Here is a 23,802-nt window from a genome sequence, read left to right as displayed (position 1 = left end):
CAAAGCTACGCAGGCAAGGGGAGTAAAGCTACAAATATTACACCACTTATTTAAGTAAGCGGCTGGTAGCCGGCCGCACAATCCTTGCTCAGCAATAGGCGGAATAAAAAAATTCCTTATGATTTATTGTCAAAATAATATTATTTTACCAGTACCTTCATGTGAAGAAAAGTTGACGACATAACTATTCTGGTATAACAATGAGACTATTTATCCCGGGCGGTGCCTGCTGTAAGCACAGTAGCGCAATTTGTTACTCCTGCCCAAGCAGCCTGACTATGAGTAAATGCCGACAAACGTATGTCATGAGCTACCACCGGTTAGAAAATGATTTGCTGACAGATATCACCTCCTTAAGATATCATTTTTCTTAAGCGGTGTTTTACGTATTTGAACTGTAGCAGGAGGAAGCGATATAGCAGCGCACGGGTTTACCGGGATTTAATAATTAAAAGCATTCCTATACATGCTTAAGGTAAGAGTATTCAGGGCAATTGATTATCCCGAAGAATGTATGCAGTACATCAACGGGCACAGAAAAGTACTGGAATCGTACGGGGTAACAAAAGTTACCTCGGCCAGTATTGACTGGATGTATGAACCGTATGCCTACCTGATTACCGTTACCTCTGAAGACGGGCAAAAAGTGTATGGCGGGTGCCGGATACAACTGGGCGGCGGCAGCATTCCCCTCCCCATAGAAACCGCCATCAATAATATGGATACGCGGATCTTCGACATGGTAAAGAACCTGCAGAGCCAGGGCGGCACCGGGGAATTCTGCGGCCTGTGGAACTCCCGGGAAGTAGCGGGATGGGGTGTGGGCAGCATCGTGCTGTTCCGGGTCGTAAACGCCGTGCTCAGCCAGCTCCCGGTTACCAGTTTCCTGGCCTTTTGCGCACAAACCACTTTCAGGAACTGCAGCAAAACCGGCTATAAGATAATGACCGATATCGGCAACCAGGGCACCTTCTACTATCCCAAGGAAGACCTGATCGCAACCGCCATGATACTCACCGACCCCTGGGAGCAGCGCAGCGCACATCCCGAAGAAAGGGAAAAAATAATGCACCTGCGTAACAATCCCGTGCAGACGGTTGTTGAAAAAGGGCCCAAGGGAGAAATGCTGCTGGACTATGACCTGCGCATTATGCGCGCCCACCAGCACGACAGCCTACTTGTGCAATAACAAAGCGCCATTTGAATATATGAACCTGATAGATGAAAAGTACCTGACAGCAAGCAAGGACCAGGACCAACGGGCCGTTCTTTTCTTCCGTTTACAACACCCGCCACAGCAGGAAGCTCTCCGGGAACTGCTGCACACCCATCCCCACATCCGGGTACATGACACCATCCGGCAGCAACTGAAGGAGCTGATCAAAACAAGGCACCCGGCAGAAAAATTGTCTGAAGAACAATTACAGCAAAAGATAACCGCCCATGCCGGCGCCGGCTCCCTGGATGCCTACGGCGTTTGGGTGTACTATCCCTGGTCGCAGCGGCTGGTGCACCTGCTGGACGAAGCGGAGTTCGTGGAAATGCGCACCAGCCGGAACCAGCACAAGATCACCGCGGAAGAGATACAACGGCTGGCTACCAAAAAGATCGGCATCATCGGGCTTTCCGTGGGCCAGTCCGCCGCCCTTACCCTGGCCATGGAAAGGGTGTGCGGGGAGCTGCGGATCGCTGACTTTGACACGCTGGACCTCAGTAACCTGAACCGGCTGCGCGCCGGCGTCCATAACATAGGCCTGCCCAAAACCACCATAGTAGCCCGGGAAATAGCCGAGCTGGACCCTTTCCTCAAAGTCACCTGTTTTGACGAAGGCATTACGGAAAGCAACATCGCATCCTTTTTAACCGGCAACGGCCGCCTGGATGTGCTGGTGGAGGAATGCGACAGCCTGGACATCAAAATACTGAGCCGGCAGCAGGCCCGGGCGGCGCGCATGCCCGTGATCATGGAGACTTCCGACAGGGGCATGATGGACATTGAACGGTTTGACCAGGAACCCGATCGCCCCATTTTGCACGGAAAAGTGCAGGAAACCTTATCTTACAGCAGTATCCGGCAGTTCAGCGGGGAAGAGCGCATGCGGCTGGTCTATGATATATTGGACTACGATAATATATCAGACAAGCTGAAGCACTCCATTGGGGAAATAGGCCGGAGCATTACCACCTGGCCGCAACTGGCTTCTGCAGTGGCGTTGGGAGGAGCGATGGTGGCCCACGTGTGCCGGGAGATCTGCCTGGATCGCCCGATGCCTTCAGGCCGGTACTATGTAGACCCGGACCAGGTTTTTTAAACAGCAACTTTACTTTACCGCCGCATGAAGCGCCACCTTATTATATCACTGGTATTATCCCTGCTGCTGTGCAGCTATCAGGCTGCCCGGGCGGACACGATCACCATTACCCCGCAGCAGCCCCTGCAACTGGCGGTATACGGCCAGATGGAATACCTGCTGGACCCGGAAGGTTCCCTGCAGATCAATGATGTGCTGGCCAGCCGTAAATTCCAGCCGATCGATAAACAGATACCCAATTTCGCCATCACACCCAACACGGTATGGCTGCGTTTCACGGTGGCCAATCAAACCCCGGAAAATACCCTGAAGCTGGATATCACCTATCCCATACTGGACAAGATAGATTACTATTTCCCGGTGGGCGACGGGCGGTACGGCGTAGTGCAGAGCGGCGACCTCCGGCCCTTTAAGCAGCGGCCCTACAATCACCAGAATTTTGTTTTCGACCTGAATGTGCCTTCCGGCGGGGCTAAAACATTTCTCTTCCGTATCCAGAGCAAAGAGCCCATCCTGGTGCCCACCTACATTGGCACAGAAAGGGAGATACTCGCCAAGCTCAATAATGACGACCTGTTCCTGGCCATCTACATAGGGGTGATACTGGTCATGATCTTTTACAACATCTTTATCTTTTTCACCACCCGCGACTGGAGCTATTTCTACTACATCTTCTATATATTCACCGTGGGCTTTACCCAGGTATGCCTGCAGGGCTTCGGGTACCGCTACTGGTGGCATGAGAACCGGTTTTTAACCGAGCAGAGCGTGCAATGGGGAGGGGTGCTGTCCGGCATAGGCGTACTGCTGTTTGTAAAGAACTTCCTGCATGTAAAGGAGCGCGCCCCCCGGGCCCACAAGCTGTTCTGGTTTTTCATCATCGCCTACTGCGGTGCGCTGGTGCTGTCCTTAATGGGCCAGCTTTCCGCCGCCTATGGCCTGATAGACCTGCTGGCGCTGTCCGTGGTGATCTTCATACTGATATTCGGTATCATACAGGCCCGCAGGTACCGGCTGGCCAGGATATTTATAGCCGCCTGGTTCGTATTCATATCCGCTATTATCATATTTGTACTGAAAGATGTAGGCGTGATACCTTATAATATGTTCACCAGCCATATCCTGCTCATTGGCTCCGCCGTGGAAGTAGTGCTGCTGTCCTTTGCGCTGGCGGACCGTATCAACACCTACAAGAAGGAGAAGGAGGAATCGCAGGCCCATGCGCTGAAGGTATCCCAGGAGAACGAACAACTGGTGCGCGAGCAGAACGTTGTACTGGAAAGAAAGGTAAACGAGCGCACACAGGCCCTGCAAAAGTCCAATAATGAGCTGAACGTGGCCCTTACCAGCCTGAAGGAAGCCCAGACGCAACTGGTGGAAAAGGAAAAAATGGCCTCCCTGGGTCAGCTCACCGCCGGCATTGCCCATGAGATCAACAACCCGATCAATTTTGTGACCTCCAACATCAAGCCCCTGAAGCTGGATATTGAGGACATCAAGACCCTGCTGCACAAATACGACCAGTTGGAGCAGGTGCCGGACCTGCAGCACGCTTTCCGGGAAATAGCGGACTACAAGAAGCAAATAGACATCGATTATATACATGAAGAGATATCCGACCTGATAAAGGGCATAGAGGACGGCGCCGTGCGTACCGCCGAGATCGTAAAAGGGCTGCGCACCTTCAGCCGCCTGGATGAAAGTGATGTGAAGTCCGTGGACCTTCATGAAGGGCTGGACTCCACACTGGTGCTGCTGCGCAACAATATTCCGCCGAATGTAAAAGTGATCAAACAATACGGCGACCTGCCCAAGATAGAGTGCTACGCCGGCAAGGTCAACCAGGTGTTCATGAACATTATTACCAATGCCCTGAACGCCATGAAAAGCAAAGGCACCCATACGGAGGAGTGCCTGACCATTACCACCCGGCAGGAAAACAACAACACCGCCGTGATCAGCATTAGGGATACCGGCTCCGGCATGACGCCCGAGGTAAAGGAAAAGATATTCGATCCCTTTTTCACCACCAAAGACGTGGGAGAAGGCACCGGTTTGGGATTGTCTATTGTTTTTAGTATTATTGAAAAACACAACGGGCGTATCGTGGTAAACACGGCTCCCGGGGAAGGAGCGGAATTTGTTATATATTTACCATTCAAAATAACTAGTCAGCCGACGACTTAACAGCATCCCTGAATGAAACCGAGCATAATAAACTTTTCCTGCAACTGCGCGTATGAATGCGAGGTTCCATCTGACCGATACAAAGATATTATGTAACAGATGAAAGAGAACCGTATCAGGATATTGTACATCGATGATGAAGTTCATAACCTCAACGCTTTCAGAGCCAGTTTTCGTAGAAGTTATGAGATATACACTGCCAGTTCCGCACAGGAAGGCAAGCTGCTCTTAAAGAGTATAGATGTACATATCATTATCGCAGATCAGAAAATGCCTGTTTCTACCGGCGTGGATTTCTTCAGTGAGATCAAGGATCAACTGCCGGACCCCATCCGTATACTGCTTACCGGTTATACGGATGTGGAAGATATTATTGAAGCCATCAATAAAGGGCATATTTTTTCCTATGTAAAGAAGCCCTGGGACGAATACGAGTTGCATAACACCATCAGCAACGCGTTTGAGATGTACCAGGCCCGCAAGCAACTGAAGGAAAAGATCACCGAACTGGAGAAGATAAATGATGAGCTGAACCGGTTCATCTACTCCACCTCGCACGACCTCCGCTCCCCCCTGATGTCTGTACTGGGTATTATCAACCTGGCCCGCCTGGATAATTCCGTAAAAGACCCCAACGGCTATGTGGACATGATAGAGTCCTGCATCCTCAAGTTGGACGGCTTCATCCAGAAGATCATCGAGTACTACCGGAATTCCCGGCTGGACGTAGAGTACGAAAAGATCGACTTCGACAGTCTTTTGCAGGAGTGCATTGCCGCCTTCAAGCCCCAGAACACCGCCATTGAATTCCAGCTAAATATTGACCAACCTGTTGATTTTAAAGGAGATACATTCCGCATCAGCGTTATCCTGAATAACCTGATCTCGAATGCCGTTAAATACCAGAAGCCCGATGAGGCCAATCCCAAGGTGAACCTGACCGTGAAAGTGGAACCGCATAAGGCTACCATCTGGATAGAGGATAACGGCATTGGCATCCTGAGCGAGCACCTGAACAATATCTTTAAGATGTTTTTCCGCTCGAAAAACAACAACAAGCCGGGAAGCGGGATAGGTCTGTATATTGTGAAGGAAGCGCTGAACAAGATCGGCGGCACGATCAATGTGGAGTCCAAATACGGTGAAGGCACCCAGTTTGAAATAACTATTCCCAACAGAAATGATTTCGATTCCTGACTTACGCATCATCCTGGTCGATGATAATGAGATTGATCTCCTGCTGCATGAAAAGCTGATCACGCTGCAGCAGATCAGCAGGACCGTACTTTCTTTTTCCAGCGCCAATAAGGCCCTGGAATTCCTGTCGTCCAACATCAGCCTGCACCGCATTCCGCCTACCATTATACTGCTGGACATCCAGATGCCGGAAATGGACGGCTTCGAGTTCCTGCAGGCGTTTGACAGCTACCCCTCCAAGATCAAGTCCCAATGCCATATTGTAATGGTATCCTCTTCCCTGGATTATGGGGATATTAACCGCACCAATGCCAACCCCCTGGTTGTAAAACTGCTCAAGAAGCCCCTGCTGGCAAAGGACCTGAAGGAGACCGTAGGGGAAATATTCAAAGACTTTTAGACATAAAAAAAGGTTCAACCATATAGTTGAACCCTTTTGGGTGGAGGATATCGGACTCGAACCGATCACCTCAAACATGCCATGCTTGCGCTCTACCAGATGAGCTAATCCCCCGTTTTTGTGTTTTGGGAGTGCAAATATAAAATAATAAAAACAAATTTTCCTAATTTTTGTTAGCTAGAGAAGATACTTAATATCTGATCTGAAAAGTGATGTTTTATTTACGAATTTTAATTGTGTTTTCTCCTTTTTAACAAAACCTTTTGAAATTGTGGAAAACATTCTATAGGTTAGCTACTCAATTATCTCGATACCTTTTGTGGAATAAGTGTAGATTAAACAAGAACAAAACTAAACGCAACGTAACTGGGAGAATTTAGGTTATTCATTCAACCAAGTAGTTAGAGAAACAAAAGTGGACAACGTAAACATGTGCCCGTCACCTGGGTATTATCATTAACCAATTATATCAACAAAAAAGCTATGCAAAGATCGTTTTTTGTATGTACGATCCTGTTCCTCCTATGCGCCTTTACGGCCATAGCGCAGGAGAAAAAGTCGGTTTCGGGCACCGTACTGGATGAAAAAGGAAGTCCGCTAATCGGGGTAAGTGTACAGGAAAAAGGCACTACCCATGGCACCCTTACCGATGCAGAGGGTAAATTTGAATTACAGGTTGCTCCTGCAGCAACGCTGATTATTTCCTACATTGGTTACCAGCGCCAGGAAGTACCTGCCGCCGGTTCTCCTTTTAACATCCGGCTGGCAACAGATGCCACAGGACTGAACGAAGTAGTGGTGACCGCCATGGGTATCAAGCGTGAAACACGCGCTTTAGGCTACGCCATGAGCACGGTGAGCTCCAAGGAGATCGTCCAGGCCGGTAGCCCCAACTTCGCTTCCGCCCTGTATGGTAAAGCAGCCGGCGTAAAGGTGGTGACCGCACCAGGCGGCGCTGCCAGCGGTGTGTCTGTACAGGTGAGGGGCGTATCCTCTATCAACCTGAGCACGCAACCGTTGTATGTAGTAGACGGGGTACCCATCAGGAACTTTAACGATCCGACTACCAATTCCTTCGGCACTACCAATAACCGTATTGATGGTAATGGCGTGCTGGACATCAACCCGGAGGATATTGAAAGCATGAGCATCCTGAAAGGTGCCAGCGCCAGTGCCCTGTATGGCTCCGAAGCGACCAACGGCGTAGTGGTGATCACCACCAAGAAAGGGTCCGCCAGCCGCGGCCTGGGCGTGGATGTAAACTACACTTACACACTGGAACAACTGGCCAACGGCCTGGAATACCAAAACGAATATGGCCCGGGTTATGACATTGTGACCAATGTAAGCAATGGTATTACCCCCCGCCTCGATGGATGGGTAGAGAATCCCGATGGCTCCTTACGCCCCAACTACCGGGCTTATGGCATGTTCGGTCCCAAGTTCGATGGCCGGGAAGTAACGTATTGGGATGGCAGCACCCGCCAGTACCTGGCCCAGAAAGACAACTACAAGGATTTCTATAATACCGGCTTCAACTCTATCCTGAACGTGGCCCTGTCCAACGGATCGGATAAAGGCAATTACCGCTTTTCCTATACCCGTATGGACTATAAGAGCATTCTGCCGGGCAGCAACCTGTTCAAAAACAACTTCAACTTCAACGGTACGCTGAAGTTGAATGACCGGGTAAGCGTGGACCTCGTGTCTTCTTATAACTACAACTTTACGCACAACCGCCCGGAGCAGATGAGCAACGTATTTGCTTCCTTCGACGGTTTCTTCAGCCCGTTTGACGACATGAGCGTTTTCAAGAACAAGTACATGACCTCCAATGGCTACAAATACGTAAGGTTTGATAACAACCAGTACGACCAGGACGAAAAGATCCTCTACAGCATCCGGCCCTATAACCTGCTGGATTACTTGTGGAACAACCTGCGGAACAGCTATGACGAGTCCCAGCACCGCTTTATCAACAGCGCCACGCTGAACGTTTCCCTGCTGGACAACCTCCGCTTCAGGGGCCGTGTGGGCGTGGACTACACCAGCCTGGACATGACCACGGAACAGTATAATGAAAGGCCGGCTGCCCTGGGCTACAGCGGCAAATACGGCGTAGGCTCCCGGAAAAATACTTCCCTGTACGGCGACGCCTTGCTGATCTACAGCCCCAAGCTGACCAATGACCTGTCCCTGACAGCTACCGGTGGCGTTACAGGTCGCAGGCAACGTTATGCTTACCAGAACAGCGAAAGCACCAACGGCCTGGTAAATGAGAACTGGTTCAGCCTGAGCAACTCTGCGGGCAACATCAATGCCACCAGCGCCCGTGCAGAGCAACTGGATGTGGCCGGTTTCGGTATCCTGAACCTGAACTACCGGGACTTCCTGTATGTAGAAGGTACCGGCCGCTACGAAGGTACTTCCACGCTGCCCCCGGCTGTAAACAACTACTTCTACCCATCTGTGAACGCCGGCTTCATATTGTCTGAAGTAGTAAAACTGCCTTCTTTCATGGATTATGCCAAGCTGCGGGCTTCTTATAGCCTGGTAGGTAACCACCCTACCCTGTACCAGGCTAACGTGGCATATACCCAGTACCAGATAGCTTATAACGATGGTAGCCTGATATACCAGCAGCCGCGTCATAACGAGTTCGGCAACAACGACCTGAAATCCGAAAGGAAAAGGGAAATAGAATTTGGCCTGGAGGCACGCTTCCTGGAAAACCGGTTAAGCGTGGACCTGAGCTACTATAACAACAAGGTGACCAACCAGATCATGTTTGCCTCCACCTCCCCCTCTACCGGCGCTACTTCCGGCCTGGTAAATGCGGGCGACCTGGCCAACTATGGTTTTGAAGGCGCCATCAGCGCAAGGCCCATCCAGTCCAAAAACGTGAACTGGAGCACCCGCTTCAACTTTGCCATGAACAAGAACAAAGTGCTTTCCTTTGCTGCAGGCATCAGCTCCTACACGGAGAACGTGGAAGGCGGCGGCTACCTGATCGTACGCTCTGAACCAGGTGATGCGCTGGGCAATATTTATGTACATCCCCGGAATATGGATGACAAAGGCAACTACATCGTGAATGACGCCGGTTATTACACCAACAACACCAGCGAGTACAAATATGTAGGCAACATTATGCCGAAAGTTGTGGGCGGTTTCTCCAACACGGTTTCCTACAAGAATTTCTCAATGGACCTGACGCTGGATTACCGCTTTGGCGGCAAACTGATATCTATTCCCACCTACTACCAGATAGGCGCCGGCAAGCTGGAAAGCACCCTGCAATACAGGGATGCAGCCAGCGGCGGTATTGCTTATGACGTAATAGATGGCGCCACCGGTAATTTCCAGGCCAATCCGAACGGCGCTTTCCATGACGGCATGATACTGCCCGGCGTAACGGAAAACGGCGAGGTGAACACCAAAGTGATCAGCGCTCCGGGTTACTACTTCAACAACTTTGAATGGAGGGGCAACGGCGACTACTCCGCTGCTGTATTTGACAACAGCTACATCAAGTTCCGTGAGATCGTGCTGAGCTACAACATGCCCAAGCGCATTGCAGACAAGCTGCACTTCCAGGGCCTGCAATTCTCCCTGATCGGCCGCAACCTGTTCTATATCTATAAATCAGTACCGCATGGCCTGGACCCGGAAGTAGCTGTAGGTTCCCGCTGGCTGAGCCAGGGTATGGACAATGGCACCGTTGGCCCTACCAGGAGCCTGGGCGCCAGCATTCGTGCCAGCTTCTAATTTAACGAGTTGCTCAATTTATTTAAAAAAGAAATCACTAACGGATGAAACGACTTCTGATAAATACAACGATCCTCGTACTGCTGGCGGGCACTTTCAGCGCCTGTAAGCGGCAACTGGAGGAGAATTACCTGAATCCTGAGCTAACGACTACAGGATCGATGAGTAAGCTGTTTACCGGCATGTTCATTAACAAACGGATACACCCCAGCTACTGGGACTACTATACGTTCATCATGCCCACAACGGCTGCCTATAGCCAGATGACGGCCCTGGCGCCGCTCACGCAGATGTACGTACCGTCACTGGACTACACCGGCGGCCGCTGGACGGATTTCTATAACGGCAGCCTGGGTACGGACTATAACTACAGTGGTCCGGGCATCCTGAACAGCTACCGGGAAATGCAGACCTCTTATAATGCACTGACCCCGGCGCAGCAGCAGTTGCAGGAAGTGTTCCTCAAAGTGGCCGAGGTAGTGCTGTATGACCAGACCAGCCAGATGGTGGACCTGTGGGGGGATATTCCTTTCTTCAACGCCAGCTCCCTCAATACGGACCGTATCGTGGAACCGGCTCCTTTTGACGATGCCAAAACCATCTACGATACGCTGATCACTAACCTGAAAGCGCTGAACACTTATTTCGCCACCGCCACGCTGGATCCCAGCATATCATCCGAGCTCACGGCAGCAGACCCGATCTTCAGGGGCGACCTGTCCAAGTGGCAACGGTATGCCAACTCCCTGCGCCTGCGCCTGTTAATGCGCATCTCCAACACGGATGAAGGCACGGCCCAGGCGGCCGTAACGGAAATGCTGGCAGACCCGGCTACCTACCCGCTGATCTCCGATAATTCAGATAATGCCGCCCTGTGGATGAGCAATCCCACGCTGCGCAGCGATATGCGGGATGCGCTTAGCGGAAGCCCCTTTGCACCTTCCTTCCTGCTGGACACCCTTATGCTGACTAATGATGATCCGCGCACAGAAGTGTACTGGGATCCGAATGCAGACAATGGCTGGAAAAGCTTCCCCTACAACGGTACCAGCGCCCAGTATGACGCGCGGGGCTTTGCTACCTACGATTCCGCTACTTTCTTCTATAACTATAATGTGCCCGGCGTGCTTTTCACCGCTGCAGAAGCCAGCTTCCTGAAAGCAGAAGCTTATGAAAGGTGGAGCCTGGGTGCCGCCCAGACAGAGTACGAGAACGGCATCAACCAGTCCATCGCTTTCTACTACGACATTTACCACAGGCGTGTAGCCCGCGACGGCTCCGGCGATTGGGCGGAACTGACCGATCCTACCGCGGAGGAGATCAATGACTACCTGGCTAAACCGGCCATTGCCTACACCGGTACTACTACCCAGAAGCTGGCGAAGATCTACACCCAGAAATGGGAGCATTTCTTCATCCTGCAGGCAGGCCAGGCCTGGGCAGAATACCGCAGAACCGGCTACCCGGCCCTGCAGTTCGCTACTTCCAGCTATTCCGGCGGGCAGCGCCCCCCGGTACGCCTGGTGTACCCGACCATCGAAACCCTGTACAATCCCAACTATTCCGCTGTACAGGCCCAGGATACCCGCGATACCCGCATCTTCTGGGATCAGAACTAAAACATCTGGCAGTATATAACCAAAAGCCGGCTCCGTGGAGCCGGCTTTTTTCGTATTTTTACCTGTACCAATATAAGCGTGCTTGCTATCCGTGCAATTCCCAACAAGTGTCTTATACCATGAAATTGTTCATCCAACACCTTTTTAAGCGATTGTATATGCTAACTATTGCAGCACTGGCCTTTCTGATCCTTAGCTGTAATAAAGGCGAAGCCCCACAGGGAAGCGTCAACCCACCGGGCAATCCGCCGGGTAATCCTCCCGTGGGCAAGGTATACACGCTCACCCCCGACGCTAATGGCCGCCTGAGCATCGACGACAGCAACCGGCAGTATAAACCGGGCGATGTGCTGCTCCTCAAAGGGAACTTTTCCAGCATTTACTTTACCAACCTGAGCGGGTCTGCATCGGCGCCCATTATTATCCGGAACCCCTCCGGGGCGGTTACCAGTATCGGCAATCCCAACTGGAACGGCGGTTCCTGGGCAGAAGGGCTAACCTTCACCAACTGTCATCATATCGTGGTAGGCGGGGAAAAAAGCCGGTCGGAATTCGTGATCCGTGGCTCCACCGGGTCGGGCCGGGCGGCCTACTTCGACCTGATACTGCGGGCGCATACGGATAACGTGGAGATCAGGAACCTCACCATCACCGGCGGTGGCACCGGCATCTGGGCCAAAACAGACCCGGTAAAGAACGATCCCTCCACCTGGTATCCCAACTCGCAGATGGAGCACCTCTCCATACATAACGTGGAGATCAGCGGCACCCACAACGAGGCCATGTACATTGGCCACACAGCCACCTACTGGGACCTGACGGCCGGCCTCTCCTACTATGGCACCCCGGCCAATTTTACGCCCGGGCATGAATACGTGCAGCCCATTAAGTGGCATGACGTGAAGATCTATGACAATTACGTGCATGACATCGGGGCCGATGGTATACAAACCGCTGCCATCGACCGGCTGGAGATCTATAATAATGAAGTCACCAACTGGGCCACCCAGCATAATTCCGCACATAACGGCGGTATTCTGGTAGGCGGCCGCACTACCAATACCAATACCCACGACAACTACGTGCATGACGGTTGGGGAGAATTGCTACAGTTTTATGGCTCCGGCGAGAACGGGTCCACACATATCATCCACAATAATCTTTTCCGCGATAACCAGGTGAACAATGATGGTGTAAGCCTGCGCGGCTCCGACAATGCCATTGTGCAGATCACCAACAACACCATTGCCAAAACCGGGGGCGTAAGCCTGCGCGTTAACGGCTATAACGGCCGCATGATACAACCACAGGTGATCCGGGACAATGCCCTGATACAGCCCAGAACAGGCGGATCGCCCCTTACTGCCAACGCCTATATCTATACGGAAGGCGGCGCCACCGTAACAGAAGGAAGCGGCGGCAACGCCAACGTGAAGCTGCCTACTGTGGCCGAAGCGGGCGTGGACGTTAATAATTATTACCAGCCGCGGCCCGGCTCCCCGCTATCCGGTTCCGGTTACCGGCGAAATGGCTAGCGCTAAATGCAACGGCTATATGCTACCGCGGGATTTTTTTTAAAAAATAATTAAAAATCTTAAAAGTTACTTTTTCTTATATATATACAAAAAATCAATTCACTACGCGCTCGCGCTCCTCCTGTTATATGCCCGCCTGTTTCCGCGGCACAAAGCCTGCTTCCCGCATAACATTCATTATAACGCAGTTGTACAAACGAAAAGAAGATAATATTCTCAGATAACTTCCGTTTTTTTGCTGTCACAATTTTTAAACGGGGGGAGTTACCATACGCTCCACAACATTAACATTGCCAACTTGCAGAATGCCAATAGATGTCATGTGCACATGATTAATTGTCATTGCAACAGCTATGCAATTTCATAAAGGACAAACCATATAATCTGAAAAACCATGAGAGTAACAAATCGCCAGCTTTATGCAGGGAGACTATTCTTGCCCTTTGTAGCCGCAGCCACCCTCTTTGTTGCGAGCTGTAAAAAGAATGAAGTAACCGACACTGTAGTACCTGACACCGCAACAGATTCCGTTAAAACGGAATTGACCGGCAGGCAGTTTGTACTGACACCAGACACCTATGGCCGGTTAAGCATCAACAACAGCAACAATTATTACAAACCGGGAGATGTACTGATCCTGAAAGGCAATTTTTCAGCCGTGTACTTTTACAACCTGAGTGGCTCCTCATCAGCGCCTATCATTATCCGCAATCCCACCGGGGCAGTTACCACCATTGGTAATACCAGTTGGGCCGGCGGTTCCTGGGCGGAGGCCGTTACCTTCACCAATTGCCATTATATTAAGCTGGGAGGCGAAAAGAGCAAAAAGGAATTCCTGATCAAAGGTTCTACACAATCCGCCAGGCAGGCCTATTTTGACGTGATACTGCGCGCGCACACAGACAATTTCGAGATCCGGAACATCACCATCACCGGCGGCGGTACCGGCATCTGGGCCAAAACAGATCCCGCAAAGGATGATGCCAGCACCTGGCACCCGAACTCGCAGATGAACAACCTGTCCATCCATGACTGCGAGATCAGCGGTACCTACAACGAAGCCATGTACATCGGTCACACCGCCACCTACTGGGACCTGACCTCCGGCCTGGGCTACAACGGGCCTACTTCCGGCTTCACCAGCGGACACAAATACGTACAGCCTATCAAATGGTACAACGTAAAGATCTATAACAACTATGTGCATGACAATGGCGCCGACGGTATCCAGACCGCTGCCACTGACAGGCTGGAGATCTATAACAATGAAGTGAAGAACTGGGCTATGCAGCACAACCCTGCCCATAACGGCGGTATCCTGATCGGCGGGCGCGTTACCAACAGCAACACGCATGACAACTATGTGCATGATGGCTGGGGAGAACTGATGCAGTTCTACGGCTCCGGCGCTTTCGGCCAGCACCACAAGATCCACAACAACCTGTTCCGCGACAACCAGGGCTATCATGATGGGGTGAGCCTGCGGGGTACAGACAATGCCCAGGTGGATATTACCAATAACACCATTGCCAACACCGGTGGCGTAAGCCTGCGTATCAACGGTTACGACCGGCGGAGCATCCTGCCGAATATCGTGAATGCCAATGCTTTCATACGCCCTAAAACAGCGGGAGGCGCTATCTATGCCAATGCCTATATCTATACGGAAGGCGGCGGCACCTATCAGGAAGGCACCGGCACCCTGGCGAATGTGAAAGTAGCCACGCTGGCTGCCGCGCTGGTGGATATCAATAATTATTACCTGCCCAAAGCCGGCTCTCCATTAGGCACTGCCGGATACAGGAAAAAATAGGAAGTAAGAAGTTGGAAGCAGGAAGTAGGAGATATAGCAACTTCATACTTCCTGCTTCTTATTTCCAGAATCCCTGCGCTTTGATCTGCGCGCCACTATATCCTTTTCCCCTCAGCCATTGCCGTAGCCGGGTTACCATGGGAATATGCCCCACCAGGTAAAAGACCGTATCACGGTGAAACTGTTGGCCGGCCGCCCATTGTACCAGCGCTTCCCCACTATGCCTGTCCTGCCCGGCCACCGGCTCCAGGGTGCTGAAATCACAAAAGTATTCTCCGGATGCATCCAGTTGTGACGCATTGGCAAATGCAACGGCTCCCCTGATTGAAAGGGAATTGACCGCCAGTTGCCGCAGTGCGTAAAAATGCCCGATGGCGCTTTCATCGCCCAGCAGCACCAGGTGTGCATCACTTACGGGCCGGTGAGGTGTGGAGGCTATGCCGGCATAGGTAACGGTATCTCCCGGCTGTAGGGTAGCGGCCCAACGGACGCCCGCCCCCTCGTGTCCTGCATCAATGATCAGTGTGCACGTTTCCGTGCCGGCATCCCAGCCGCAGGGGGAATAATCACGGTACGCCCAATCTCCTACCCGGCATTTCATGTGCTGAACATGGCTCCACCTGGCCATATTCACACCGGGCAGGTGAAGGTCCGCCTCTATGATAGCAGCGGGGGCCCAGGTGCGAACAGCCAGCACCCGGCCTGTTCTGGCTATCTTTTGCTCTATCAGCGTAATGGCTTTACGCTTTATCAACTGTATTGCGCTTTCCATAAATAACGATTATGCATAAATGAATATGCAAAACAACAACATCGTGCTGCCCTGGAAAGAGACAATACATGGCAAAAACCGGATTATTCGCGGTAACGATCCCGGTACTCACCGGGGGTGAGGCCCACCACTTTTTTGAACAGCCGGGAGAAATAGGTTGGGTCGTCGTACCCCAACTGGTAGGCAATTTCCTTGACGCTTAAACGGGTATAGTATAACAGGCGCCTGGCCTCCTGCATGGTTTCCTGCTGTATCCAGTAGCTGACCGGGAAGCCGGTGCTGGCCTTTACAGTCTCATTGAGGTAGGAAAGGGAGCGATTCATTTTGCGGGCATAGTCCGCCGGGCTTTTCATGGTCTTATATTCCGCCGCCAGCAGTTGCCGGAAAGCGGCGGTAATAGCCGCTCCGCGTAGGGCCTGCTTGTCACGGCCCTTGTATTCGGTGTACACCCCGGCTGTCATACCAGCAAGGGCAGCGACCAGCGAGTGTAAGACCGGCCTGGAAAACGGCGCCGCAGCGGCCGAACGGGATTGCTCCAGCAGGCGGCATAAGCCGCTGAAAGCCTCCAGTTGCTTCCCGCTAAGGGGCGCAGGTCCCTTATGCACGTTGTCGTTCAGTACGGGCTGATAAAGCTCGCCCACCAGCAGGCTGGATGCTGCTACAAACCACCCGCTGGCTTTGGCGGAATCAATATACTGGTGCACCTGCCCCGGCAGCACGTAAAAAATAGCCGGCCCGGTCACCTCCTGTACCTGGAAATCCACCATAATCCGGGTGAAGCCGGTTTCCAGCAGGATAAAAATGTGATGATCATCCCGGTGAGCGCCCATGCCGTCCCGGATCACCCGGCTCTTTACATCATCCACGAAATGTATTTCCAGGCCTACCGGACTGCGGTCTTCCAGGCTATGAACAGGTATCGCTTGCTTTTGGCGTGAAGGCATATACAAAACAACATTTTTTTTACCTGACCGGCGGCAGTTTATTTAAACTAGTAACATGCCGCCCCGTTTAGCGGGGCCATCCCTTAGCAATATTAGTAGATTCCGGGGAATGGATTGTCGGAACGGGCGGATTTGGCTAAACTTACATGACCATATCTATGCAGCCAACTGTATACAGTAGCTATTTATCGCCTGCCTGCAAAACCATGCAAGATGAAGAACCTGGACACCACCTTTCTTAACGGATTAAGATTCGTACTGGCGCTATGGGTAGCGCTGGGGCATTTTTACAAATACATCGGGGGCGCGGCATTCGTGAAGATACCGGTGCTCGGCAACATCCTCATGACCAACGGGCCTGCAGTAGACGGGTTTATGGTCATTACCGGCTTTTTGATGATGTACCAGTACCTTAAAAGGGAAGAGGAAGAGCCGCCTTCGGAAGCGGGCACTTTCCGGAAATTCTGGCTGAGAAGGCTGTTCCGGCTTTACCCGCTGTACTTTGTAGCGTTGATAGCGGCCTATAATTTTTTCCAATATAATTACGACAGCGTATACTTCAATTACCATTACTTCACCGGCAGGGAAGCGCACTTTACTACCACTTATAACCCTGCCGCCTATCCTACTTTCAGCGATCTGCTGCTGCACCTCACGTTCCTGCATGGGCTGCTGCCCGGCGTGAACACCAGCATACTGGGACCGGCCTGGAGCCTCTCGCTGGAAATGCAGTTCTACATGCTGTTCCCCTTGCTGTTCCTGCTGTTCTTTAAGAACGGGCAGGTGGTAAAACAGCGGATGGTGCAGCTCATTCTCTTTTCCCTGGTGGCGGTCATCGCCGTGGAAAAACTATTCGGCACCTGGGCGGGCGGCGGCCGGATCATCAGTTTCCAGGCGCCCTCGCTGCTGTTCTATTCCCTGCATTACTTCCTGCTGGGCATGTTGCTGGCCGCCTACCTCCAGGGCCGGGCAAAGCTGTTCCACCTCGCTGCCTGGACGCTGATCATACTCCCGTTTACTGGCCCACTAACGGTAATGACTATACTGAGTATTGTGATCCTGCTGTTCTCGGGGGAGATAAAAAAGTATGCCCATCCCGGCATCAGCGCGGTCATAGAAGGGATCAAGCGGGCGCTGTCCGGTAAGGTGGGCGCTTTTGGCGCCGATGTATCCTACTCGCTTTACCTCATACACATGATCGTGATGCCGGGCGTCATCCGCATGGTGATAACCTATGCGCCCTTTGGCAAAATAGCCAATGCGGTAATCGCCTGTATCCTTTTCCTGGCGGCCAACCTGCTGATCTCCTATGCGCTTTACCTGTGGATAGAAAAGCCTTTTATTGCGCTGGGCAAACGGTTTATCAAAGCAGGCTGGCGCATACCGAAGGCGGCCGCCTGAAAAAAAGCGGGCCTCCCTTACAGGAGGCCCGCCGGTAGTATATAAAAAACAATTACAGGATGAATAGCTTGCGGGCGGTCTGGGTCACGTTATTACGGTTCAGCACCTGCACCACGTACAGCCCGCCGGAAATGCCGGCACCATAGTTCACCGCGATGGTCTGGCGTTTGGAGCCTACCCTTACGGCTTTGCTTACCACCACTTTACCGTCCATATCCACCAACTGGATGATATAATCTCCTTTATCCAGGGCATTGAAAGCTACATTGAACGTATTGCCCGCCAGCGGTACAGGGTTGGGCCAGATATTGATATTACTGCTGTCCGCGCCCATGCTGCCCGGCGTAATGGCAATGGGCGTAATGTCTTTTTTATCCTGGAACAGCAGGTTGGCGCTGGCCAGGTCAGATGCGTTGAACACGTCGTTACGTTTGTTGGGAATGGCGGTGGCTTTCAGGCTGGACATATCCAGCAGGAAATATCCCTGCTTATAGGTAGAGCAGCTCAATACCACCTGCCCGTTGTCATCCACGGCGGCGCCATTGGTGTAAAAGCCCTGCGGTAATCCCTGTATGATGCCGGTGTAGGTGGCTTCCAGGCTGTTCACGTCTATCTTGAACACCCGGTTATAAAGGTTTACCAGGTACAGGTAGCCGTACTTGTCGGCTACCAGGTCGCCGCCCCAGCCGGTGCAAAAGGAATGGATGGAGTTTTGCCCGTTGGTGGCCGCATCTTTCAGGCTGCCCAGGTCGCGGAACTGCACCTGCTGCCCGGTGGTGGCAAAAACAAAAAAGTGCTCCGCATCATTGGTCAGCGCATAGCCGTTGCCGTCTGCGCCGATCACCATGCGGCTGATATTGTTCTCTTCGGGGTGGCTGATGAACGGATCGTTTACCCGCAGGTCCGCTACTTTTATGGGAGCAGCATTATTGCTGTTCAGGTTCACGGCATACAGCTCGTTGGTATGCATGGTAGCAAAGAACAGGCGATGCGTGGTGTTGTCAAAAGCGCAGGCGGCTACTTTGCCGGCATGGTTCTTAGCGGTTTGCACGCCGGGCGCCGCAGCCGGCGCTTTGCCCAGGCGGTTGACGGCAGCGCCGTCATTCATATCTATCAGTCGCAGCACGTTCCAGTTCAGGCCGCCGATAGTGTCTGCAGTAACGGCGTAGGCATTGCCCTGCCGCTGCTGCGCCACTGCAGCGCAACATAAGAATATGCCGCATGTAAAGCTGAAAAAAGTAGGGAATTTGCGTAAAGTTACGGTTTTCATATAGGTTATAATTTGGGTCTATAAAAGTTACGACAAATTTTCGATTTTCCATCCCATTTTAGTGGTGGTTCGTCCCATTTTCCATCCGCACTTGCTATAGATCGCTATCATTGCTGAAAGTTTTAACAATGATCCCTTTCAAGAAACTAGAATTTGGCGCCGCTACGGCCATCTTCCTGCTATTGCTGTTCCCCCTGCTATACCAGAGCGTTAACCATAACGTATTTGAGCTGCAGCGGATCTACGGTCACAAGTTTCACCAATACCACCAGGTATTTGACTACTATATCCATTATGTGCTGCCGCTGCTGGCGCACATTACCATTGTATACGCCGCCTTTCTTTTCCTGAATATGCTGGTAGTGCCCAGGTTCCTGGAACAGCAGCGCTGGCTGCCCGGCCTCTTACTGGTTGTGGTAACGCTGGCGCTGGTGTTTCTGGGGATCATGGTAGCCTACTCCTACCGCTATGGCTACCTGCTCGGTGTATACAGCTCTGTAAAAGGCGCGCATATGTACTTTGCCAAATCGGCCTTTATTACCACGGCGTTCTATGCTATTATTTACGTGGTGTACTACGCCGGGCGGCACATCTATTTTCAATACCTGCACGGCCGCCCGCGGATTGCGAATGAGCGGGTGCTCATAGGGGCGGTCTGGCTGGCGCTGCTGGTATTTGCGCTGGGCATCCGTTCCCGCGAGCTTTTCCTGGTGCTTTTATGCGGCGGGCCTTATTATGCGGCTGTTTTTTACATCTGGTACAACCGGGTGTTCCCGCAGTATGAGCAGGCGCACCATCGCAAGCTGATCCTGTGGAGGGACATCCTGTTCTCCTCGCTGGCTACCGGGCTCGTTGTATACCTCCTGGCGCTGGTGCTTACCCGTTACCGCCCGGAAATGATATTCGTGTTGATGCTATGCATGTTCCTGGTGCAGTTGGTGGCGCTGCTGCCCCTGGCCTGGTGGCTTTACACTACCGGGGAAGACCGCAAAGCCGCTATGCTGAACCTGCAGATGGCGCTGGGCCATTCCGCCGCTAACCTGGATTTCCTGCGCTCGCAGATCAACCCCCATTTCCTGTTCAATGCCCTGAACACCCTCTATGGCAGCGCGCTGCAGGAAAATGCGGTGAACACCAGCGAAGGCATCCAGCGGCTGGGAGATATGATGCGCTTTATGCTGGATGAAAATCACCAGGAAAAGATATCCCTGCACAAGGAAGTAGCCTACCTGCACAATTATATCGCCCTGCAGCGGCTGCGCACACAGGCGTCGCCGGACATACAGATAGATGTGAACATAGATGAAACACACTGCCATCACAACATAGCGCCCATGCTGCTGATCCCCTTCGTGGAAAACGCCTTCAAACACGGTATCAGCCTGCGCAAGCGCTCAAAGATCGCTATCTCCCTCTCCTGCGATGCGCAGCATATTTATTTTGACGCCTACAATACCACGCATCCCCGGCCGGAAAATGATACGGCCCCGGAAGGCAGGGGTATTGGGCTGAGCAATGTAAAGAACCGGCTGGCGCTGTTGTACCCGGACCGGCATGAGCTGAATATACGGCAAACCGCTACTGAATATTTTGTGCACCTGACCATTACCGTGGGCAGATAAAAACGAACGAATGGAGCAATCACCACCTATTACTACGCCGGCAGCAGACGGGATAAGCAGGTTCCTCTGGTGGCTGGCGGCCGCAGATGCAAACATATTAAAGGAATGCCGTACAGACCGGGAGCGGTACCGGATCATCGGCATATCGGTACTGGTTACCTGGCTGTTTGCCACCCTGGCCTGGGGCTACTTCTTTTCCACCGTAACAGATGATGAGTTGGTTGTGGCAGGACTGGCGTTTTTCTTTGGTTTTGCCATCCTGTCTATTGACCGCAGCCTGATAGCGGCCATGTCGGGCTCAGGCCACCGGAAGTTCCTACCGGTGGCCTTTCGTTTACTCCTGGCCCTCACCATTGGCCTGTTCATTTCCCAGCCCATTGTGCTCATGCTCTTCCAGCGGGATATACAGGCACAACTTGTGCTGGACCGGCAGGGCAAACTGGAAAAATTCCGCGGGGAGCTGGCCGCGCTGAACGCGGAGCACAAGGCCACCCTGCAAGGCGACCTGCAGCAATGGGAGCAACAGCTACAGCAGAAAACCGCGCAGGTAAAAGCCTATAAGGACGATTATATAAAAGAAACAGACGGCACCGGCGGTACCGGCCAGGTAGGCGCGTCCAGCATAGCCCGCATTAAAAAAACAGAATACCTGAAAGCGGAGCAGGAGCTGGCAACCTTGCAGCGCGAGCTGGCGCCCCGGCAGCAGGAACGGCAGGAAGGGCTGGCGGAAATGTGGCAGGAGAACCGGGTAAAGGAGCAGGCTTATATGGCTACACTGACGGATGGATTCCTGGCGCAAACGGAGGCGCTGCAAACGCTTACGGAGGAGCACCCGCCGCTGCGGCAGCGCTATCGCCTGATCGTGCTGATCATTACCCTGATAGAGATCATGCCGCTGCTTAGCAAGCTGCTGATGCCCAAAGGCGAATATGATAAGCTGATGGACTATAATAATGTTTATCTTGGATACCGGAAAAACAATGTGGTATGACCTTAACCGCCATTGCCATTGATGATGAACCGGTAGCATTGTCTGTGATAAAAGCGCATGCGGCCAAAGTGCCGTTCCTGGAAATGAAGGGCTGCTTCACCAATGCCTTTGAAGCCATGGAACATCTGAACAAGGAAAGCACGGACCTGCTGTTCCTGGACATCCGGATGCCAGACATCTCCGGCATTGATCTCCTCACCAGCCTGTCCAACCCGCCCATGGTGGTTTTCACTACCGCCTATTCCGAGCATGCGGTACAGAGCTTTGAGCTGGACGCTATTGACTACCTGCTGAAGCCCTTTTCCCTGACCCGCTTCCTGAAAGCCTGCAATAAAGCGCATTACCTGCTGCAGTTAAAACAGCAGCATACGACCGCCGGGGAAGCACCGGACCATATATTCATCAAGAGCGGTTATGAGCAGTGCAAGGTGCGGCTGGATGATATCCTGTACCTGGAAAGCGCCGGCAATTATGTAAATTTTGTACTGAAGGACCGTAAGATACTGGCCCGCCTCTCCATGCAGGAAGCGCTGGCCCTGCTGCCGGGTGAGCTGTTTACCCGCGTGCACCGCTTTTTTATAGTAGCCAACAGCAAGGTGGAGCGCATAGACCGTAATTACCTGTACCTGCCGCAGGCCAGCATCAGCATAGGCGCGGCCTATGCTGATGCTGTGAACAGGATCTGGAATGGCGAAGCCGGCTGAGGCGGTTACTCCTGCGTGCAATTCACCATCCAGCGCACGCCAAAACGGTCTGTGAGCTGACCGAACAGCGCGCCCCAGAATTGTTTTTCCAGCGGCATCGTGACCTGCCCGCCTTCCGCTAGTTGCCCGAACACTTTTTTGGCGGCCGCTTCATCCGTGAGCCCGATGCTGAGTGTTACATTATTCCCCTCACCAGGCTCCTGGCCGGGAAAAACATCGCAGGCCATGAAGCGGTTATTGCCAAAGCGGAACTGCGCATGCAGCACCTGCTGCTTGTGGTCCTCCGGCACCGGCATGGGCGCGCTGTCATAGCGGTTCAGTTGTTCAATTTCCCCGTTAAATACCTGGCGATAGGCGTTCAGCGCCGCTTCACAGTTGCCTGCAAAGTGCAGGTAGGGGATCAGTTGCATGTCTGTATTTGGCATAATAATGCGTTTTACGGCAAAATTATGGCAACGCCTGCCGTTGAAAATTGTACGATTTCGACAACGTGTTGTTGCGTTTATTGCACGGTTTTAACCGGTTGTTCCGCAGCGGTGCATGTTCCCATCAGCATGGCGTATGCCAGCACATGGTCCTCCATAGCGGCTTCCACGGTTTCCCGCTCTGTGGCGGCAGGCAGGTCCAGCACCGTGTCCAGCGCATATAACCGGAACCAGTAGTGATGGGTGCCGGCAAAGTATTTAGGGCAGGGGCCTTCGTAGCCGAAACTATGGTTATTGGCCAGCCCCTCCATTCCGCCCGCCGGGATGGAATTTTCCGCCACCATGGTGGTGCTGGCCGGTATGTTGAACACCATCCAGTGGGTCCAGGGTTTGGGAGTGGCGTCCGTATCTTCAAAAATAAGCACCAGGCTCAGCGTGCCGGCGGGAATGCCATGAAACTCCAGGGGAGGGTTTACATTAGCCCCCAGGCAGGTGTACCTTTGCGGAATGGGTTGCTGGTGGTCAAAAACGCTGGTAATGTTCATAATGCATGGTTTTATGGAGGAGACGCGCAAAAAGTGTGCGTGGTTACCACAGACCCCTACCTGCATTTTTTTAATTCCCAAAAAATAATACCTTTGCAGACCTTTTCCCTGTTGGGAGAAACAGGACATCACTGCGGGTGTGGTGAAATTGGTAGACACGCCAGACTTAGGATCTGGTGCTTCACGGCATGGGGGTTCGAGTCCCTCCACCCGCACCGGTTAATTATCAACGAGTCAGAAAGGCCGCAATGAGCGGCCTTTTTCATTGTAGCGCAACAAACCTAATGCTCTTATTTT

At 52.4% G+C, this 23,802-nt stretch carries 18 protein-coding genes and 2 tRNA genes; 14 read left to right on the top strand and 6 right to left on the bottom strand.

Annotation, left to right across the window (positions count from 1 at the left end):
- The first annotated feature begins 466 nt into the window (after positions 1 to 466).
- The 5 genes from LX66_RS08565 (at position 467) to LX66_RS08545 (ending at position 6,096) form a co-directional block, all read left to right on the top strand.
- Positions 467 to 1,189: a hypothetical protein gene (locus LX66_RS08565; protein WP_145711807.1), complete on the top strand. Its 723-nt coding sequence runs from the start codon at positions 467 to 469 to the stop codon at positions 1,187 to 1,189.
- A gap of 19 nt (positions 1,190 to 1,208) precedes the next feature.
- Positions 1,209 to 2,312, top strand: coding sequence for an Rv1355c family protein (locus tag LX66_RS08560; protein ID WP_145711805.1), 1,104 nt, complete (start codon positions 1,209 to 1,211; stop codon positions 2,310 to 2,312).
- Between the two features lie 24 nt (positions 2,313 to 2,336).
- On the top strand, positions 2,337 to 4,499 hold the full coding sequence (locus LX66_RS08555) for a sensor histidine kinase (protein ID WP_145711802.1): 2,163 nt from the start codon (positions 2,337 to 2,339) through the stop codon (positions 4,497 to 4,499).
- Between the two features lie 99 nt (positions 4,500 to 4,598).
- Complete coding sequence (locus LX66_RS08550) at positions 4,599 to 5,696, top strand: ATP-binding response regulator (protein WP_145711800.1); 1,098 nt, start codon at positions 4,599 to 4,601, stop codon at positions 5,694 to 5,696.
- Entirely contained in the window at positions 5,680 to 6,096 is a 417-nt protein-coding gene (locus tag LX66_RS08545) for a response regulator (protein WP_145711798.1), read from the top strand. Before LX66_RS08550 ends, LX66_RS08545 begins: the two co-directional genes overlap by 17 nt.
- Before the next feature lie 41 nt (positions 6,097 to 6,137).
- Here LX66_RS08545 and LX66_RS08540 read toward each other — a convergent pair.
- A tRNA-Ala gene (locus tag LX66_RS08540) sits at positions 6,138 to 6,210 on the bottom strand.
- 369 nt (positions 6,211 to 6,579) lie between these two features.
- Between LX66_RS08540 and LX66_RS08535 the strand changes: the two genes are divergently transcribed.
- The 4 genes from LX66_RS08535 (at position 6,580) to LX66_RS08520 (ending at position 14,831) form a co-directional block, all read left to right on the top strand.
- Positions 6,580 to 9,864 (top strand): SusC/RagA family TonB-linked outer membrane protein, encoded by a 3,285-nt coding sequence (locus LX66_RS08535; RefSeq protein WP_145711796.1) that lies wholly within the window; start codon positions 6,580 to 6,582, stop codon positions 9,862 to 9,864.
- A 44-nt stretch (positions 9,865 to 9,908) separates the two neighbouring features.
- Positions 9,909 to 11,483, top strand: a complete 1,575-nt coding sequence (locus LX66_RS08530) for a SusD/RagB family nutrient-binding outer membrane lipoprotein (protein WP_145711794.1) — start codon at positions 9,909 to 9,911, stop codon at positions 11,481 to 11,483.
- Positions 11,484 to 11,641: 158 nt separating this feature from the next.
- Entirely contained in the window at positions 11,642 to 13,018 is a 1,377-nt protein-coding gene (locus LX66_RS08525; RefSeq protein WP_145711792.1) for a right-handed parallel beta-helix repeat-containing protein, read from the top strand.
- 394 nt (positions 13,019 to 13,412) lie between these two features.
- On the top strand, positions 13,413 to 14,831 hold the full coding sequence (locus LX66_RS08520; protein WP_145711790.1) for a right-handed parallel beta-helix repeat-containing protein: 1,419 nt from the start codon (positions 13,413 to 13,415) through the stop codon (positions 14,829 to 14,831).
- Between the two features lie 58 nt (positions 14,832 to 14,889).
- Here LX66_RS08520 and LX66_RS08515 read toward each other — a convergent pair whose 3' ends face one another.
- On the bottom strand, positions 14,890 to 15,603 hold the full coding sequence (locus tag LX66_RS08515; RefSeq protein WP_145711788.1) for an SIP domain-containing protein: 714 nt from the start codon (positions 15,601 to 15,603) through the stop codon (positions 14,890 to 14,892).
- Positions 15,604 to 15,686: 83 nt separating this feature from the next.
- Entirely contained in the window at positions 15,687 to 16,547 is an 861-nt protein-coding gene (locus LX66_RS08510) for a helix-turn-helix domain-containing protein (protein WP_145711785.1), read from the bottom strand.
- Between the two features lie 213 nt (positions 16,548 to 16,760).
- Between LX66_RS08510 and LX66_RS08505 the strand changes: the two genes are divergently transcribed.
- Positions 16,761 to 17,948, top strand: coding sequence for an acyltransferase family protein (locus LX66_RS08505; RefSeq protein ID WP_145711783.1), 1,188 nt, complete (start codon positions 16,761 to 16,763; stop codon positions 17,946 to 17,948).
- A 52-nt stretch (positions 17,949 to 18,000) separates the two neighbouring features.
- Here LX66_RS08505 and LX66_RS08500 read toward each other — a convergent pair whose 3' ends face one another.
- Entirely contained in the window at positions 18,001 to 19,218 is a 1,218-nt protein-coding gene (locus LX66_RS08500; RefSeq protein ID WP_145711781.1) for a T9SS type A sorting domain-containing protein, read from the bottom strand.
- Between the two features lie 128 nt (positions 19,219 to 19,346).
- On the opposite strand from LX66_RS08500, the gene LX66_RS08495 reads away from it, so the two are divergent.
- From LX66_RS08495 to LX66_RS08485, 3 genes are read left to right on the top strand one after another with little or no spacing between them, the layout of a single operon-like run.
- Positions 19,347 to 20,840 carry a sensor histidine kinase gene (locus LX66_RS08495; RefSeq protein ID WP_145711779.1) on the top strand — a complete coding sequence of 498 codons (1,494 nt, stop codon included), beginning with the start codon at positions 19,347 to 19,349 and terminating at the stop codon, positions 20,838 to 20,840.
- A 10-nt stretch (positions 20,841 to 20,850) separates the two neighbouring features.
- A complete protein-coding gene (locus tag LX66_RS08490; RefSeq protein ID WP_145711778.1) occupies positions 20,851 to 21,831 on the top strand; it encodes a DUF4407 domain-containing protein in 981 nt (326 codons plus the stop codon).
- Positions 21,828 to 22,535 (top strand): LytR/AlgR family response regulator transcription factor, encoded by a 708-nt coding sequence (locus LX66_RS08485; RefSeq protein ID WP_145711776.1) that lies wholly within the window; start codon positions 21,828 to 21,830, stop codon positions 22,533 to 22,535. Before LX66_RS08490 ends, LX66_RS08485 begins: the two co-directional genes overlap by 4 nt.
- Positions 22,536 to 22,540: 5 nt before the next feature.
- Here the strand turns inward: LX66_RS08485 and LX66_RS08480 are convergent, their stop codons facing one another.
- Positions 22,541 to 22,960 (bottom strand): VOC family protein, encoded by a 420-nt coding sequence (locus LX66_RS08480; protein ID WP_145711774.1) that lies wholly within the window; start codon positions 22,958 to 22,960, stop codon positions 22,541 to 22,543.
- 77 nt (positions 22,961 to 23,037) lie between these two features.
- The gene (locus LX66_RS08475; protein WP_145711771.1) at positions 23,038 to 23,505 is read right to left on the bottom strand and encodes a YbhB/YbcL family Raf kinase inhibitor-like protein; all 468 of its coding nucleotides are present in this window, start codon (positions 23,503 to 23,505) and stop codon (positions 23,038 to 23,040) included.
- 133 nt (positions 23,506 to 23,638) lie between these two features.
- On the opposite strand from LX66_RS08475, the gene LX66_RS08470 reads away from it, so the two are divergent.
- Positions 23,639 to 23,720, top strand: a tRNA-Leu gene (locus LX66_RS08470).
- Positions 23,721 to 23,802: the final 82 nt, after the last annotated feature.

The organism is Chitinophaga japonensis, from assembly GCF_007830125.1.
In the GTDB taxonomy this organism is placed as follows: domain Bacteria; phylum Bacteroidota; class Bacteroidia; order Chitinophagales; family Chitinophagaceae; genus Chitinophaga; species Chitinophaga japonensis.
This window is presented reverse-complemented; position numbering and strand designations above follow the sequence as displayed.

What these genes read in the sequence shown, in the direction of transcription:
- LX66_RS08565 (WP_145711807.1), top strand. Translation starts at nt 467, where the DNA reads ATGCTTAAGGTAAGAGTATTCAGGGCAATTGATTATCCCGAAGAATGT.
- LX66_RS08560 (WP_145711805.1), top strand. Translation starts at nt 1,209, where the DNA reads ATGAACCTGATAGATGAAAAGTACCTGACAGCAAGCAAGGACCAGGAC.
- LX66_RS08555 (WP_145711802.1), top strand. Translation starts at nt 2,337, where the DNA reads ATGAAGCGCCACCTTATTATATCACTGGTATTATCCCTGCTGCTGTGC.
- LX66_RS08550 (WP_145711800.1), top strand. Translation starts at nt 4,599, where the DNA reads ATGAAAGAGAACCGTATCAGGATATTGTACATCGATGATGAAGTTCAT.
- LX66_RS08545 (WP_145711798.1), top strand. Translation starts at nt 5,680, where the DNA reads ATGATTTCGATTCCTGACTTACGCATCATCCTGGTCGATGATAATGAG.
- LX66_RS08535 (WP_145711796.1), top strand. Translation starts at nt 6,580, where the DNA reads ATGCAAAGATCGTTTTTTGTATGTACGATCCTGTTCCTCCTATGCGCC.
- LX66_RS08530 (WP_145711794.1), top strand. Translation starts at nt 9,909, where the DNA reads ATGAAACGACTTCTGATAAATACAACGATCCTCGTACTGCTGGCGGGC.
- LX66_RS08525 (WP_145711792.1), top strand. Translation starts at nt 11,642, where the DNA reads ATGCTAACTATTGCAGCACTGGCCTTTCTGATCCTTAGCTGTAATAAA.
- LX66_RS08520 (WP_145711790.1), top strand. Translation starts at nt 13,413, where the DNA reads ATGAGAGTAACAAATCGCCAGCTTTATGCAGGGAGACTATTCTTGCCC.
- LX66_RS08515 (WP_145711788.1), bottom strand. Translation starts at nt 15,603, where the DNA reads ATGGAAAGCGCAATACAGTTGATAAAGCGTAAAGCCATTACGCTGATA.
- LX66_RS08510 (WP_145711785.1), bottom strand. Translation starts at nt 16,547, where the DNA reads ATGCCTTCACGCCAAAAGCAAGCGATACCTGTTCATAGCCTGGAAGAC.
- LX66_RS08505 (WP_145711783.1), top strand. Translation starts at nt 16,761, where the DNA reads ATGAAGAACCTGGACACCACCTTTCTTAACGGATTAAGATTCGTACTG.
- LX66_RS08500 (WP_145711781.1), bottom strand. Translation starts at nt 19,218, where the DNA reads ATGAAAACCGTAACTTTACGCAAATTCCCTACTTTTTTCAGCTTTACA.
- LX66_RS08495 (WP_145711779.1), top strand. Translation starts at nt 19,347, where the DNA reads ATGATCCCTTTCAAGAAACTAGAATTTGGCGCCGCTACGGCCATCTTC.
- LX66_RS08490 (WP_145711778.1), top strand. Translation starts at nt 20,851, where the DNA reads ATGGAGCAATCACCACCTATTACTACGCCGGCAGCAGACGGGATAAGC.
- LX66_RS08485 (WP_145711776.1), top strand. Translation starts at nt 21,828, where the DNA reads ATGACCTTAACCGCCATTGCCATTGATGATGAACCGGTAGCATTGTCT.
- LX66_RS08480 (WP_145711774.1), bottom strand. Translation starts at nt 22,960, where the DNA reads ATGCCAAATACAGACATGCAACTGATCCCCTACCTGCACTTTGCAGGC.
- LX66_RS08475 (WP_145711771.1), bottom strand. Translation starts at nt 23,505, where the DNA reads ATGAACATTACCAGCGTTTTTGACCACCAGCAACCCATTCCGCAAAGG.